The following is a 14,216-nucleotide window of genomic DNA, read 5'->3' as shown; positions in this document are numbered from 1 at the left end:
GTCACGCCACCTTCGGGTCGAAATCGATCTTTTCGCGGACCCCGCAGTCGGGGCAGCACCATTCGTCGGGCACATCGGCCCAGGCGGTGCCGGCGGGGAATCCCTCACGCGGGGCGCCGGACGCCTCGTCGTAGACGTAGTCGCAGACCGGGCATTGGTAGGCGGCCATCACCGAACCCCGCCGCTGTACTTGGCCAGCACCTTCTCGCGCTTGCCGGGTTGGATGTTCACACGGGTGATGTCGCCGTCGTAGTGGCCGAGCACGCGGTGATCCATCACCTTGCGCCAGAGCGGCGGGAAATACGCGAGCGTAATCATGCTGGCGTAACCGCTGGGCAGGTTGGGGGCGCCGTCCATGCTCCGGAGCGTCTGATAGCGCCGGGTGGGGTTCGCGTGATGGTCACTGTGGCGCTGCAGGTGGTACAGGAAGGTGTTGGTCACGATGTGGTCGGAGTTCCAGCTGTGTGCGGGAGCGCAGCGCTCGTAGCGGCCGCTGGCGGTCTTCTGACGCATCAAGCCGTAATGCTCGAGGTAGTTGACCGTCTCGAGGAGAGAGAAACCGTAGACGGCCTGAATGATCAGGAACGGGATGACGACCGGACCGAATAGGGCGATGAGCGCACCGAACAGCACCACCGACATGAGCCAGGCATTGAGCACGTCGTTGTGAATGCTCCAGGTGCTCTTGCCGAGTCGCTGCATCCGCGCCTTCTCGAGCTCCCAGGAGGACTTCAGGCTTCCCCAGACGCTGCGGGGCAGGAACGTCCAGAAGCTTTCTCCGAACCGTGAACTCGCCGGGTCCTCCGGTGTGGCGACCCGGACGTGGTGGCCCCGGTTGTGCTCGATGTAGAAGTGGCCGTAGAAGGTCTGTGCGAGAGTGATCTTGGCCAGCCACCGTTCGAGTTCGGTCTTCTTGTGACCCATCTCGTGTGCGGTGTTGATGCCGATGCCGCCCATGACGGCGACGCTGAACGCGACGCCGATCTTCGACACCGGTCCGAGGCCGCCGTCGATGCCGAGCCAGGAGAGGTTGTCCGCCGACCAGAGGTAGCACGCGAAGACCAGGCTCGCCAGCTGGAACGGGATGAACACGTAGGTGCAGTACCGGTAGTACCTGTCGTTCTCGAGCTGCTCCATCACTTCCTCGGGAGGGTTCTGGCCGTCGGGCCCGAAGAACCGGTCGAGGAGCGGAAGCAGTCCGAACAACAGCAGGGCGCCGATCCACCACCACACCGGAGCTGCCGCCGACCATCCGAGTTGGTTGAATGCCCACACGAGCCCCGCAGCGAGGAACAGTGCGGTCGGGGGAATCAATCCCATCAACCACAGGTAGCGCTTGCGGTCACGCCACACTTCCGGTGGTGCCTCTCCTGCCATCCTGCCGATACTCGACGTCGTCACGATCCGAACCTCCTCGTCCAGTAGCCGTGCCGGTATGAACCAGCTCACTCTTATTTGGACAGTACACGCACTTGGATCCAGGGTCTAGGCAAATATGAAGATTTGTAAACCCCACGACGTGCAGCGCTCTAACGCCGGGGTCTTCGCTGCCGATAGAGAGTTCGACACCGTTTCGCCGTGCTGAGGAGGCCCTCGATGTTCCGCGACCCCGGACTTCCCGACTGGCTCGAATTCGTCCTCGGCCTGCTCGGGTATCGCTGGTAGTCGTCTACTCCGGCGTCCGCGAGCGCGCCGCGAACGTTGCTGTCGCAACGACGGCGAAGACCAGCCCCCACCATGGGTGACCGGCGAGTGCGACGAGGACGCCGGTCACCGCGAACAGCGCGGTCTGGGCGAACAGTCGAGCTGGGTTGCGTAGTCGCCGACGCGATTTCGGTGCCATGGCGACGCCCCAGAGCACGGCCGCAGCCACCGGGAGGAGCGTCGCGAGAACCACCTGAACGACCGTCGAGTTCGCGAGCGACCAACCCGCGACGGCGAGCAGGGCCAGCATCGCGATCTCACAGGCGAAGGCCACGACGTCGAGAACACCCACTCGCTGCGCGCCGGCTTCGCTCATCGCCCCAGCTTAGATGCGTGCGGTGGAAGCGAGGCTGGTGCAGATCGGGGCCCGTGAGTACTTACTGTATTAACCGCCCGTGGTTAATAAGTACTCACGGGCGAAGCATGGCGGCGACGTGGCGGGCGGACAGTACGTTGTCGGGGTGAAGGTCCGTGCACAGTAGCCGCGACTGAGTTGCCGTCCGCGGTAGTTCGCGGAACTGTTCCATGCCGGTTCGCGCGAGGCCCGGATCCAAGTGCGGTGCGCGTGTGAGTTTCTCCTCGAACTCGTCGGCCCACACGTCACACATGCTGGTGAGTGGGCGGAACGGGCTGTCGGCGGCTGGTTCGATCCACAGCCTGCGCAGCAACCCGGCGATCACGACGTCCTGTTCCTCGGGTGGCCGGATGTCGGACAGCGGGGTGCCGGGTTCGCAGGCTTCGAGGAGCAGCGCCGTGGTGTGGTCGAGCACGCGGTGGGCGAGCAGTCGGACGGCGCCGTCGCCGTTCCACGCCGCGAGTCCGTCCGCCTCGTGCAGCGCCTCGTCGTGTCGCCAGCCGACCTTCAGCACTACGCGTTCACCGGCGGCGGTGCGTGCGGGTGCCGTCCAGGACGTCACGCCGCCGGGCTGGAACGGGCGACCGACCTCCAGCGAGCACTCCCGACTCACCGTCTCGACGACGGCGGGGAGGTCGGCCAGCCACGTTCGGCGCGGCGCGGCGAGCTCGGTCATTTCTCGCATGAGGTTCGTCGGCAGTTCCAGATCCGGCACACCCGCATTGTGCCTCGCGAACTGTTCTGCAATCGCGCACCAGCGCAAACTAGAACCTGTTACATTCGCGGGAGGGGTACTACTTCTGGAACTCGGAGAGAACTCATGAGCTACCGCGTCGTCGAATGGTCCACCGGTACGGTCGGGCGTCACGCCATCGCAGGGATCGACGCCCGCGACGACCTCGAACTGGTCGGCGTGTGGGTGTCTAACCCGGAGAAGGTCGGGAAGGACGCCGGGGAGTTGGCGGGCCTCGGAAGAGAACTCGGCGTGAAGGCGACCGACGACAAGGCGGTACTTCTCGCCCTGAAACCGGACTGCATCGTGCACACCGCGATGACGGACGACCGCATCTTCGACGCCATCGAGGACCTGATCTCGTTCCTCGAGGCCGGCATCAACGTCGTGTCCTCGGGACCCGTTCTGTTGCAGTACCCGATCGGGGTGGTCCCGGACGAGCTCGTCGACCGCATCCGCGCCGCCGGCGAACAGGGAGGCGCGAGTCTTCACGTGAACGGCATCGACCCCGGGTTCGCGAACGACGTTCTCCCGCTGGCCATGACGAGCCTGTCACAGCGGATCGACGAGGTGCGATGCTCCGAGATCGCTGACTACTCCACCTACTACCAGCCGGTGGTGATGAGCGACATCTTCGGTTTCGGCAAACCAGTCGAGGAGACGCCGATGCTGTTCCAGCCGGGCGTGCTGTCGCTGGCGTGGGGGAGCGTCGTCCGCCAGATCGCCGCGGGAGTGGGCCTGACGCTCGACGAACCGTTGGTGGAGAAGTTCGAACGCATCCCCGCCGAGGAGGACCTCGACATTCTGTCGTGCCACATCGCGAAGGGAACTGCGGCGGCGGTGCGGTTCGAAGTCGTCGGCACGGTCGACGGGGTGCCGCGCGTGGTCCTCGAGCACGTCACCCGCACCCACCCCGAACAGAAACCGGACTGGCCGAAACCCACTCGCGGCGACGGGTGCTACCGCATCGACATCACGGGCGAGCCCGTGATGACCGTCGAGTTCAACCACCATGGCGAGCACGGCGACCACAACGTGTCGGGGATGATCGTCACCGCGATGCGGCTGGTGAATTCGGTGCCCGCAGTGGTCGAGGCGAAGCCCGGGCTGGTGACCGCACTCGACCTGCCCCTCGTCACCGGCCGCGCTTCGCGCCCGTGAGTACTTATTAACCGCCCGTGGTTAATAAGTACTCACAGGCCGAAGGCACTGAGCGCATTACGAAGACCGTCGGGGCGCTCCGCGAGGGGAACGGGTTCGACGAGTGCGAACGCGCAGCCCACCTTTCGTGCCGCACCGTCGGCTTCCTCGCTGTCGCCGACCATCAGAGTCCGTTCGGGTGCGGAACCGAGTGCGGCGAGGGCGTGCTCGAAGATCTTCGGGTCCGGTTTGATCGCACCCACCTCGAACGACAGCACGAACTCGTCGACCAGATGCTCGACTCCCAGATCTGCGAACGCGGGCCGGATGTCGAACGGTATGTTGCTCAGCACCGCGACCTTGATTCCACGGTCCTTCAGTGACGCAAGCACTTCCGCGGTGTCGGGGTATGCGCTCCAGCATCCCGGGTCGATCAGCCGCTCGTACAGCCCGACCGCCTGGTCCTCGTGCGCGACCCCGGACTTGCGCAGAACGTCGAGGTACGCCTGCCGGTGGAACCGAGGGTCGAGGTCGCGGTTGGTCCACGCATGGTGCTCGGCGGCGTCCATCTCGACGGTCTGACCGACCGGTGCCGTCATGCGCCGCATCAGCTCGGCCTGCTGGTGGAGGTCGAACGGTTCACCTTCGTGGTCGGTGAGGCCGGCCATCCAGCTGTCGTCCTCCTCCAGCCGGAACAGCGTGCCGGAGAAGTCGAAGATCACTGCGTCGAGTTCGGTGAAATCGGAAGCCACGTGTCCAGGCTAACGCGCGGTGCACGCGACTTCAGGGTGAAGCCGGACGGGGTCAGTCGACTTCGAGTTCACCCATCAGCGACCACTCGGTGCCGTCGATCTTGGTGTTGATGATCCGCGGTGTCTGCGCGAGGGCGGGCTTCAGCTCGCGCAGGGCGTTCTGGAAATGCTCGCTCTGCACGTGGGCGACGGCGGCGTCGTCGTCGCGGAACGCTTCGACGAGGACGTACAGGTTCGGATCCTCCACCGCGCGCGACCAGTAGAACCACAGGTTGCCCGGTTCGTTTCGGGTCGCCTCGGTGAACGGCTGCACCAGGTCGAGCCAGCCGTCGGCGTGGTCCGGTTTCACGGTGAAGTTGACGACGATGAAGATCACGGCTGCCTCACTTCTCGAGTTGACGCATTCCGTGACGAATCCTACGCGCGCGATTCCGTCGGATCCCCGACCGCGCGGCGGAGCCGGGTGAGGATGCGGGTGAAGCTGTCGGGGTCGTCCAGGGCGCGCGCCAGGACCAGTGCGCCCTGGATCCCGGCGACGACCTCCTCGGCGAGTGGACGCGACTGCCTGCCGTGGCCGGCGTCGGCGAGGGCGCCGGCGAGGGAATCGACCCAGTCGGTGAAGTAGGCGCGGACCCGGTGGGCGAAGCGGTCACGCTCGAGGCCGAGCGCGAACGCGCCGAACAGACAGATTCGGCGACCCGACCGGAAGTACGTCTCGACGTCGTCGAACATCCGCTCGAGACGGGCGGCGGCGGGCTCGGACCCATGCAGCGGCCGGTACACGGCGGTCTGGAACCAGGTGTCGACCTCGTCGAGGACGGCCTCGGCCATCTCGTCCTTGCCGCGGGGGAAGAAGTTGTACAGGCTGCCTTTGCCGAGCCCGGTGTGCTCGGTGATGACGGCCAGGCTCGCGCCGTCGAACCCGTGGGATCGGAACACCTCGGCCAGCACGGGGACGACGTCGCCGCGCTCGGCTACCGCTCGGGGCATGACTTCTCCTAGAGTCCGAGATCGCTCAGCCCGGAATGATCCGACGGTCGCACGCCGGACATGTCCCAGAAGAACTCGCGGTCGGATTCGTCGATCGGCAGGTCGTTGATGCTGGCGTGGCGCCACCGCATCAGACCGTTCTCGTCGAACTGCCAGTTCTCGTTTCCGTACGCGCGGAACCACTGCCCGTCCGTGTTGTGGAACTCGTACGCGAACCGGACTGCGATCCGATTCCCGTCGTGCGCCCACAGCTCCTTGATCAGACGGTATTCCAGCTCGCGGTCCCACTTCCCGGCGAGGAAGTCGACGATCTCGCGGCGTCCCTGCAGAAAGGTGGACCGATTGCGCCACCAACTGTCCTCGGTGTAAGCCTGCGCGACCTTCTCCGGATCACGGGAATTCCAGCCGTCCTCGGCGGCGCGAACCTTCGCGATCGCGGTGTCGAGTGTGAACGGGGGGACGGGTGGGCGAACGGACATGGTGTGCGCTCCTTCGGGGAGGGTATTGTACCTTTCAGTACAGACTGTACCGATAGGTACAAACACTGTCCAGGGTCGCGGCGGACACACCTCACGGACGGTGCCCCCGCCGTGAAGGCGAGGGCACCGGTCGAGCGTGAAACCTAGTGCTTCTCGGCGAGTTCCGCGCCGATACCGGTCTCGGCACGCACCAGCATCTCGGCGAACTTCTCGTCTCGATCCGCCGGCCGTCCGCGAAGGCGTTCGCCGGCGAGGGAGCCGATCACGGCGGCGGCCAGCCCGAGCGGCATCGTGATGATCACCGGCAACTGAATGGTGAGCGGCGCCGGACCACTACCCAGCCAGAGCGCCTCCGTGAACATCAGGCTGACCACGGTGGAGGTCAATCCCACCGAGATGCCCCACACGGCGCCCGTGCTGTTGAACCGGCGCCAGTTGAGACTGAGCAGCAGGCTGGGCAGGTGCGCACTGCCGGCGACCATGAAGGCCATTCCCATGAAGTAGGTGATGTTCGTGGTGTCGCCAATTGCCATCGTCAGTCCGATCGCGACGACGCTGAACGCGACCGCCGCGTACCGGGCGACCTTCGCCTCGCGGGCATCCGCCGTCTCCGTGCCGGCGTCGGCGGACTTCCGGCGGGTGAGGGTGGGCCACACGTCGTGGGCGAACGTTCCCGCAGCCGAGATCACGACGCCCGCGACGACGGCGACGATGCTGGCGAATGCGACGGCCGCCACCATGGCCAGCGCGATCGATCCACCGATGGTGCCGACGCCTCCGCCGAGCTCCGTGACCAGCGTGGGTGCGGCGAGATTGCCGCCGGCGCCGACACGATCCGCCCCGTCGGGACCGAGAAGTGCTGCGGTGCCGAAGCCCATGACGATGACGATCAGGTAGAAGATGCTGCACAGCGCGACGGTCCAGCCGAGCGACTTTCGCGCCGTCGCGGCCTCGGGGACGGTGAAGAAGCGGATCAGGATGTGCGCCATACCGGCCGTGCCGAGCGCGAACGCCAGCGAGTACGAGATCAGGTTGATCGCACCGGTCTGTCCGAAGATCAGGCCCGGCGAGAGGATCGCATCGCCGGCCGACGCGTTCGAGGTTGCCGCCCCGAGCATGCCGGGGACGCTGAAGCCGAACTTCGCGAGGATCCCGAGGCACACCACGATCGCCAGGATCGACAGAATGGACGACTTGATCACCTGAACCCACGTGGTCGCCAGCATTCCGCCGACGAAGACGTAGATGCCCATGAGCGAACCGGCCACCACGACGGACAGACCGAACGGGATCCCCGAGACGGACTCGAGCAGGACGCCCGCCGCCACGAGCTGGGCGAGCAGCACGAACGTGCCGGTGACGATGGTGGAGAGCGCAACCACCACCCGGACGCGACGTGCGCCGGTCCGGAACACCAGAACATCCGCGAGAGTGAACTTTCCGACGTTTCGCATCTTCTCGGCGAGGAGGAAGAGAACCGGGAGGAAGGAGACCACGGACGTGCACAGGATGACGGCGCCGTCGACGCCCTTGTAGAAGATCAACCCCGTGGTGCCCAGGAAACTGCCGGCGGAGATGAATTCACCGGCGATCGCGAAACCGTTCTGCCAGCCGGTGATCGAGCGTCCCGCAGCGAAGAACCCGGTGGCGCTACGGCTTCGGCGCGACGCGGCGAACGTCACCCACAGCGTGAGCGAGATGACGGCGGCACAGATGCCGATGGCGAGGAAATCGGCGTCGCCGGTCATGAGGCATGCTCCTGATCACGTTGCGCGATGGCCAGGACGGCGGCATCGGCGGCGGGTTGGATGTAGGTGCGGGAGAGCCGGAAGTACGCGAATACGAGCACCCAGGTGCCGGCGAACTGGGAGAACACCACCCACAGCGACAGCGGAATGCCGAACGCCGTGTTGGCACCGAGGAATTCGGGGAAGTAGGCGAATCCGACGAGGAAGCCCGAGAACAATGCGATCGCGATCAGGCCGAGTCCGGTGGTGACGGCCCGGCGTCGTCGCCGCAGTTCGACGAACTCCGGCAACGCGAGAATCGGTGACCAGACGGCTGCGCTCGCCGCGGTGGTAGGAGAGTCGGTGGTCACGCGTTCACCGCCGCACGTCGCGCCGAGTCGAGGGCGAACTGGTTCTCGTCCCAGCCCTCCGCGAGCGGACCGAAGTAGTGGAAGCGCACTTGCTTGACGCGATAAAACCAGCGACCGTCGACTTTGACGGCCTCGTCCGTGTAGCGGCCGGCGGCGATGGAGGCATTGCCGTCGGATACGCAGGGTTGCCACAGGAACGAGCGGACGGTGGCGCGGTCGCCGTCGAGATGAATCTCCAGGTTGGTGATGAAGTGCCAGAACGCGGTGAGCCCACCGGGGGCGAGGCCGGCGAAGAACGCCCGCATCTCGCCCTTGCCCTTCGGGTTGGACAGCCCGTCGAATTCGCCGTCGTCGGTGAACAGATCCATCAGGGCGTCCCAGTTGCCGTCGTCGAGATGGCGGCAGTACTGCGCGTCGAGGTACCGGATGGCCTCCAGGTCTTCGAGGCGGCGGATTCGGTCTTCGAGGGTGCTCAAGGTGGCATACCTCCACGGTGTGATGAGCGGAATGTGCGAACCAGTCATTAACAACCGTTCACGTGATGTGGACCATAACGGACGTCATGCCGACGGTCAACACCGTGCACGGTTCACCTCGGTCGACGCGAGGGGAGGCTGGTGAACTGCATTTTCCGGTGGGTGTGTTGCCCGCGCCGCACGCGGCACCTACCCTCCGAGGGGTGAACACTCGGTCAAGTGGTGCGGTGATTGCCCCGGTTCGGCAGCGGATTCTGGACGCGGCGCTGGAGGAGTTCTACACGGCCGGGTTTCATGCGGCGACCATGCGCACCATCGCCAAGCGTGCGGGCTGCAGTGCCGCCAATGTGTACAACCATTTCGAGAACAAGGACGAACTCCTGGTCGAGATTCTGCGGTCGGCCAGTGACGAGCAGTTCACCGCCACCCGGACGGCCCTGCGGAGGGCGGGCTCCGCGCCGGCGGAGCAGTGGACGGCCGCGGTGGTCGCGCATTCGCTGTACACCGCACGCAATCAGCGCGCGTGCCTCGTGGCCAACACCGAACTGCGCTATCTCGACGAGGTCGATCGCAAACGGGTCGTGGGCTCGCGCGATGCGCAGGAGCACCTGTTCGTCACCATCGCGGAGGCGGGCGTGGCCGGCGGCGACTTCGACGTCCCCCATGTTCACCAGGCGGTGACCGCCGTGCTGACCATGTGCGCGGGAATCGCCCTGTGGTATCGGCCGGACGGGCCGCTGTCCGTGCAGGCGGTCGCGGACTCGTACGGCGTCTACGCGCTCAACCTGGTGGGATACCGTCCCGCCTGAATTGGGCGGATTCGGCATTGACGGTGTGATCCCGTCCGTGCTCTACTGGGTGAACAAGCGTTAATGTGATGCGAGGGCGGAACCGCGAGTTCTCCCGTGTCGCGCCCCGTAGTTCGAGTGGATGAGGAGTGTCCATGACTCACAGGCCGTCGCAGCCGCGTACCGATTCGCCGCGGTATCTGACCGAGGACCGAGTGGCGATCCGCGACCTGGCACGCGACTTCGCGATGACGCAGGTGCTCCCGGTCGCGAACGAACTCGACCCGGTGCGGGGCACCATCCCGGACACGTTGAAGAAGGCGATGGCCGAGGTCGGGTTCTTCGGGATCATGATCCCCGAGGAGCACGGCGGTCTCGGCCTCGGCGTGTTCGAGTACTGCCTGGTCGCGGAGGAGTTGTCCCGGGCGTGGATGAGCGTGTCGGGGCTGCTGGCCCGCGGCAACGGGATGGGCGGCGGGTTCACCCCGGAGCAGGAGGCGGCGTTGCTGCCGAAGGTCGCCCGCGGCGAGTACCTGGGTGCGTACGCGTTGTCGGAGGCCGAGGCCGGATCCGACGTCGCGAACATTTCGTGCCGTGCCACCCGGGACGGTGACGACTGGGTGATCAGCGGCACGAAGATGTGGTGCACGTACGCCGACGAGGCCGACTACCTGGTGCTGTTCGCGCGTACCGATCCGCACAAGGATCCGGCGAAGCCACACCGGGGGATCAGCGCGTTCCTGATCGACAAGCAGCGCGGCGGATTCCCCGAAGGGATCAGCGGAACGAAGATCCGCAAGATCGGGTATTTCGGGTGGAGCACGTGGGAGCTCTCGTTCGACAATTTCCGGGTACCGGCGACGGCGATGCTCGGTGAGGAGGGCAAGGGTTTCTATCTGGCGGTGTCCGGTCTGGAGGTGGGGCGGGCGCATACCGCGGCCCGGGCGATTGGTCTGGCGCGGGGCGCGTTGGAGGATTCGATCGCGTACCTGCATACCCGCCGTCAGTTCGGGCACGAGCTGGCGGACTTTCAGCATCTGCGGTTCAAAGTGGCGAAGATGGCCGCCGACATCGAGGCGGCGCGGCAGTTGATGTATTCGGTGGCCACCGATATCGATACCGGGCGGCGGTGTTCGTTGGAGGCGTCGATGTGCAAGTTGGTGGCGACGGAGATGGCCGAACGGGTGACCAGTGAGGCGGTGCAGATTCACGGCGGCGCCGGGTACACCACCGATTTTCAGGTGGAGCGGCACTGGCGGGATGCGCGGTTGACGAAGATCTTCGAGGGCACCAGCGAGATCCAGATGCGGATCATCTCCGACGAACTCCTGGGAAGGACTGCCGAATGAGCACACTCACCACAAGCATCGCCGTCGGCGATCGCACTGTGAGCGACGCCCGGCGAGTCTCCGAACTCGGACTGCCCCTGCCGGAAGCATCGTTGACGGGAATCGTCGTGGCAGGAGTACTCGCTCCGCCGACGACGCCCGGCGCCACACGCGCAGGACTGCAATGGAATTCGCAGTCCGCGGTGACGGGCGACGATGTCGTCCACGTCGAGTCGGTCGTCACACGCGTCGAACAGTCCGAGGACGGAGCTGTGTTCGATCGCCACCTGCGGCTCGTCGACGAGGCCGGGTCGATACGCGAGGAGGGAATCGAGACGTGGCGTTCGCCCGAACCGTCCAATGTCCGATTCGATCCGGCTGTCGACTTCTGCACGCCCGCCTGGGGAGAGCGTCTGCGCGAATCCCTCTCCGCTGATCCGGCCTTCGCGTCCTCGTTGTCGACGTGGGACGGCACCGTGGGTCTGCGTTGCACCGACTCCTCGGGCCGGGCCCGCGAACTGCAACTGCGGATCTACCGCGGACGCATCATCGACGTCGCCCGCCGAGTCCCGGGCGGGGCCACGTTCACGCTCATCGCCCCGGCCGTCACCTGGGTCGACCTGGTGTTCGCCGAACGGAACGAATTCTTACGCCGCGCCATCAGTGGTGAATTCTCCTCCAGCGGTGACGGGTACGAGTACCTGCGACTCACCAAACCACTCGACATCATCATTGCCCATGCCCGCACCGCCGCACGTGAGTGGCAAAGCGTCGCGGGGCACACTTTGCCACTCACGTGCGGAAGGGAGGCCCGGCCATGATCGAGGCCCGATATCTGGAGATCGACGGAGCGCTCGGCTTCGTCGAGATCATCACCCCCGACAATCACCCCGACACCGGCGTGCCCACCGTTCTGTGCCTGCACACCGCAGGCCAGAGCGGAGTCCAGTGGCGGCACGTCGCGTCCGAACTGGCAGGCCGGGGCTACCGGGTGATCGTCCCCGACCTTCCGGGGCACGGACGTTCCGAGCCCGCGGTCGACGGACCCGTCACCAGTATCGTCACCTTCGGGGACTGGCTCGGGAAGGTCCTCGATGCGCTCGCAGTCGAACGGCCTTTCGTCATCGGGTGTTCCATCGGAGGCAAGCTGACACTCGAGCTCGCCACGCGGCCGTCGAGGCCGCTCGCCGGAGCGATCGCGATGGCAGCGGAGGCCGGTCCCGGCCGCGTCAACGTGAGTGGACTGCGCCGCGAACTCGAGGACGTCGCCGGACCCAGCCGCGCCGACCGCACCTACCTGGGCACGCTGGCCTCCGTCGGACATGCCGTGCCCGAGGCCAAGGCGCGCCTGATCGCCACGATGCACAAGCGTGAGGACCCGGAGATCTCGTCCTCCGACCTCATCGGCTGGGGCACCCACGACGTCCGCGACCGGATCGCCGAGATCACCTGCCCCCTCAGACTCGTCGCCGGGGCGCAGGACCCGTGGATCGACGCCGGACGCGTCGAGCAGACCGCGTCGACGCTCGACGCCGCCCGGCCGGGGCTTGCGTCGTTCACCCTGCTCGAGGGCATCGGCCACTACCCGATGGAGGAGATCGACGACTTCGCCTCGGTCGCGGACGAGTGGTTGACCGAACAGCGTGCGGCGGTGGTGCTCTCGTGACGGCGCACGACACGGCCACGCGCCGTGGCACACTCGCCTCGCTTCTCGACGAACTCGTGGCCGCCGCCCCGGATGCCGCTGCCACCCTCGACGTTGTCGACGGCGAGCCGATCGTCACCAGCCGAGCCGAACTCCGTGCCCGCGTCGACGCACTGAAGTCGGAGCTCCTGCGGGTAGGCGTCCTGCGCGGCCAGTGCGTGGCCGTCCTGCTGCCGAACTGGTCGGACGCGATCGTCTGGCAACTCGCCGCGTCCGCCGTGGGTGCACACGTCATCGGCGTCAACACCCGCTACAACACGCACGAGATCGCACACATCCTCACGTCGGCGCGTCCCGCGGTTGTGGCCGTCGCCGACCACTTCCACGGTCTCGACCTGTTCGGCCGACTCCAAGAGGCACAGCACTCCCTCGACCTCCCGGCTCCGGCTGTCGCCGTCGTGCGCGGTCCCGGAACGACGGGCGACGCTCCCGACCCGTCGCGATTCGACCTCGGCGGCGGCGCCTGGACCGCAGGCAGCGCGGACACCGGAACCGTCCAGGTGCCGGAGACACCCGACATGGCAACCACCACGGCGGCCGGCGAGCGGGCCGCCTCGGACGACGCGCTCGCAGTCGCGTTCACGACGTCCGGATCCACTGGTGTTCCCAAACTCGCGGCCCATCGCGAATCGGCGGTGGTTCGCCACGCGCGTGCCGACACTGTCGTCCTCGACATCGAACCCGGCGACGTCACACTGTGCGTGCTACCGGTCTCCGGGGTATTCGGATACAGCACCGCCCTGGCGACTCTCGCCGGCGGCGGCACCCTGCTGATGGAACCCGTCTTCGACGCCGCGGCCACGCTGGCCCGCATGGAGTCGATGAAGGTCACCCACGTGGTCGGCGGCGACGATCTCTTCACCCGGCTCTACGACACGTGGCACGGGGGCGAACGCGCCGACCTGTCGTCGTTGAAGCGCCTCGGGATCGCCGACTTCCTCGGTCGGTCGCACGAGGTGGCCGCGTGGGTGCGTGACGAGTTCGGCACCGTCACGACGGGCGTCTTCGGGTCGTCCGAGGTGTTCGCGCTGATGCTGCTGTGGGATGCCGCGGATCCGGAATCCCTGCGCTGGAACGGCGGTGGACGTCCGGTCGAACCCGGCATCGAGGTTCGCATCGCCGACCCGTTGGATGACACGGTCCTCCCGGAGGGTGAGCAGGGTGAGCTTCAGGTGCGCGGACCGAATGTCGTCGACGCCTACCTCGGCAATCCGGATGCCGCTGCACGCGCATTCACGAAGGACGGGTGGTTCCGCAGCGGCGACCTGGCCGTCGCGACCGGCGACGGAGGCTATACGTATGTATGCCGAATGGGGGACGTGCTCCGGCTACGCGGGTTCCTGGTGGACCCCGCCGAGATCGAGCACCGGCTCGCCGAACACAAGGCCGTCCACCTGACGAAGGTCGTGGGCATCACCGGCACCGGCGGATACACCGAGGCCGTGGCGTTCGTTGTTCCCGCCGAAGGCACGTCGGCCGATGCCGTCGAGCTCAAGGCTTGGTGCGCAGAGTCTTTGGCGGCGTTCAAGGTTCCGGCCGCGGTGCACGTGATCGAGGAGATGCCGACCACCGTGGGCGGTAACGGAGCCAAGATCCGAGCGGTCGAACTGCGAGAATGGGCGCAGCGCTGGACCGATCACGAAAGGGATTTCCGCACTGCGTGAGAAG

Annotated in this window: 17 protein-coding genes; 6 read left to right on the top strand and 11 right to left on the bottom strand. The window is 66.4% G+C overall.

Translation table 11 applies throughout. The features are described from left to right. Window position 1 precedes the first annotated feature (1 nt). The 4 genes from ACFWAY_RS12415 to ACFWAY_RS12400 form a co-directional block, all read right to left on the bottom strand. Window positions 2-169, bottom strand: coding sequence for a rubredoxin (locus ACFWAY_RS12415; protein WP_378454362.1), 168 nt, complete (start codon window positions 167-169; stop codon window positions 2-4). Next, the gene (locus ACFWAY_RS12410) at window positions 169-1,401 is read right to left on the bottom strand and encodes an alkane 1-monooxygenase (RefSeq protein ID WP_378510805.1); all 1,233 of its coding nucleotides are present in this window, start codon (window positions 1,399-1,401) and stop codon (window positions 169-171) included. The genes ACFWAY_RS12415 and ACFWAY_RS12410 overlap by 1 nt, the downstream gene beginning before the upstream one ends. A 268-nt stretch (window positions 1,402-1,669) precedes the next feature. Next, window positions 1,670-2,020 carry a YrdB family protein gene (locus ACFWAY_RS12405; protein WP_378510804.1) on the bottom strand — a complete coding sequence of 117 codons (351 nt, stop codon included), beginning with the start codon at window positions 2,018-2,020 and terminating at the stop codon, window positions 1,670-1,672. Between the two features lie 94 nt (window positions 2,021-2,114). After that, window positions 2,115-2,774, bottom strand: coding sequence for an aminoglycoside phosphotransferase family protein (locus ACFWAY_RS12400; RefSeq protein ID WP_378510803.1), 660 nt, complete (start codon window positions 2,772-2,774; stop codon window positions 2,115-2,117). 105 nt (window positions 2,775-2,879) lie between these two features. Here ACFWAY_RS12400 and ACFWAY_RS12395 point away from each other — a divergent pair, with 105 nt between their 5' ends. Beyond that, window positions 2,880-3,953 carry a diacylglycerol kinase gene (locus ACFWAY_RS12395; protein WP_378510802.1) on the top strand — a complete coding sequence of 358 codons (1,074 nt, stop codon included), beginning with the start codon at window positions 2,880-2,882 and terminating at the stop codon, window positions 3,951-3,953. A gap of 32 nt (window positions 3,954-3,985) precedes the next feature. On the opposite strand, the gene ACFWAY_RS12390 is transcribed toward ACFWAY_RS12395, so the two are convergent. From ACFWAY_RS12390 to ACFWAY_RS12360, 7 genes are all read right to left on the bottom strand, one after another. Next, entirely contained in the window at window positions 3,986-4,684 is a 699-nt protein-coding gene (locus tag ACFWAY_RS12390) for an HAD family hydrolase (protein WP_378510801.1), read from the bottom strand. Between the two features lie 52 nt (window positions 4,685-4,736). After that, window positions 4,737-5,060: a putative quinol monooxygenase gene (locus tag ACFWAY_RS12385; RefSeq protein WP_378454356.1), complete on the bottom strand. Its 324-nt coding sequence runs from the start codon at window positions 5,058-5,060 to the stop codon at window positions 4,737-4,739. Between the two features lie 41 nt (window positions 5,061-5,101). After that, window positions 5,102-5,674, bottom strand: coding sequence for a TetR family transcriptional regulator (locus ACFWAY_RS12380; RefSeq protein ID WP_378510800.1), 573 nt, complete (start codon window positions 5,672-5,674; stop codon window positions 5,102-5,104). Between the two features lie 8 nt (window positions 5,675-5,682). Further along, window positions 5,683-6,153, bottom strand: a complete 471-nt coding sequence (locus ACFWAY_RS12375; protein ID WP_378510799.1) for a DUF1348 family protein — start codon at window positions 6,151-6,153, stop codon at window positions 5,683-5,685. 143 nt (window positions 6,154-6,296) lie between these two features. Next, window positions 6,297-7,901: a cation acetate symporter gene (locus tag ACFWAY_RS12370; RefSeq protein ID WP_378454354.1), complete on the bottom strand. Its 1,605-nt coding sequence runs from the start codon at window positions 7,899-7,901 to the stop codon at window positions 6,297-6,299. Beyond that, a complete protein-coding gene (locus tag ACFWAY_RS12365) occupies window positions 7,898-8,251 on the bottom strand; it encodes a DUF485 domain-containing protein (RefSeq protein WP_378454353.1) in 354 nt (117 codons plus the stop codon). Before ACFWAY_RS12365 ends, ACFWAY_RS12370 begins: the two co-directional genes overlap by 4 nt. After that, window positions 8,248-8,727 carry a nuclear transport factor 2 family protein gene (locus ACFWAY_RS12360; RefSeq protein ID WP_378454352.1) on the bottom strand — a complete coding sequence of 160 codons (480 nt, stop codon included), beginning with the start codon at window positions 8,725-8,727 and terminating at the stop codon, window positions 8,248-8,250. Before ACFWAY_RS12360 ends, ACFWAY_RS12365 begins: the two co-directional genes overlap by 4 nt. Window positions 8,728-8,954: 227 nt before the next feature. Between ACFWAY_RS12360 and ACFWAY_RS12355 the strand changes: the two genes are divergently transcribed. The 5 genes from ACFWAY_RS12355 to ACFWAY_RS12335 all read left to right on the top strand — a co-directional run bounded on the left by ACFWAY_RS12355 (window position 8,955) and on the right by ACFWAY_RS12335 (window position 14,212). Further along, window positions 8,955-9,536: a TetR/AcrR family transcriptional regulator gene (locus ACFWAY_RS12355; RefSeq protein ID WP_378454394.1), complete on the top strand. Its 582-nt coding sequence runs from the start codon at window positions 8,955-8,957 to the stop codon at window positions 9,534-9,536. A 134-nt stretch (window positions 9,537-9,670) separates the two neighbouring features. Then, window positions 9,671-10,864, top strand: a complete 1,194-nt coding sequence (locus tag ACFWAY_RS12350) for an acyl-CoA dehydrogenase family protein (protein WP_378454351.1) — start codon at window positions 9,671-9,673, stop codon at window positions 10,862-10,864. Then, window positions 10,861-11,664, top strand: a complete 804-nt coding sequence (locus tag ACFWAY_RS12345) for a hypothetical protein (RefSeq protein WP_378510798.1) — start codon at window positions 10,861-10,863, stop codon at window positions 11,662-11,664. The genes ACFWAY_RS12350 and ACFWAY_RS12345 overlap by 4 nt, the downstream gene beginning before the upstream one ends. After that, window positions 11,661-12,509: an alpha/beta fold hydrolase gene (locus tag ACFWAY_RS12340; RefSeq protein WP_378454349.1), complete on the top strand. Its 849-nt coding sequence runs from the start codon at window positions 11,661-11,663 to the stop codon at window positions 12,507-12,509. Before ACFWAY_RS12345 ends, ACFWAY_RS12340 begins: the two co-directional genes overlap by 4 nt. Beyond that, window positions 12,506-14,212: an AMP-binding protein gene (locus ACFWAY_RS12335; protein ID WP_378510797.1), complete on the top strand. Its 1,707-nt coding sequence runs from the start codon at window positions 12,506-12,508 to the stop codon at window positions 14,210-14,212. Before ACFWAY_RS12340 ends, ACFWAY_RS12335 begins: the two co-directional genes overlap by 4 nt. Window positions 14,213-14,216: the final 4 nt, after the last annotated feature.

The sequence above is a fragment of the Rhodococcus sp. NPDC059968 genome, from assembly GCF_042738615.1.
GTDB lineage: Bacteria > Actinomycetota > Actinomycetes > Mycobacteriales > Mycobacteriaceae > Rhodococcus_F.
Note: the sequence above shows the minus strand (reverse complement) of the source record. Positions and strands in the feature narration are given on the sequence as shown.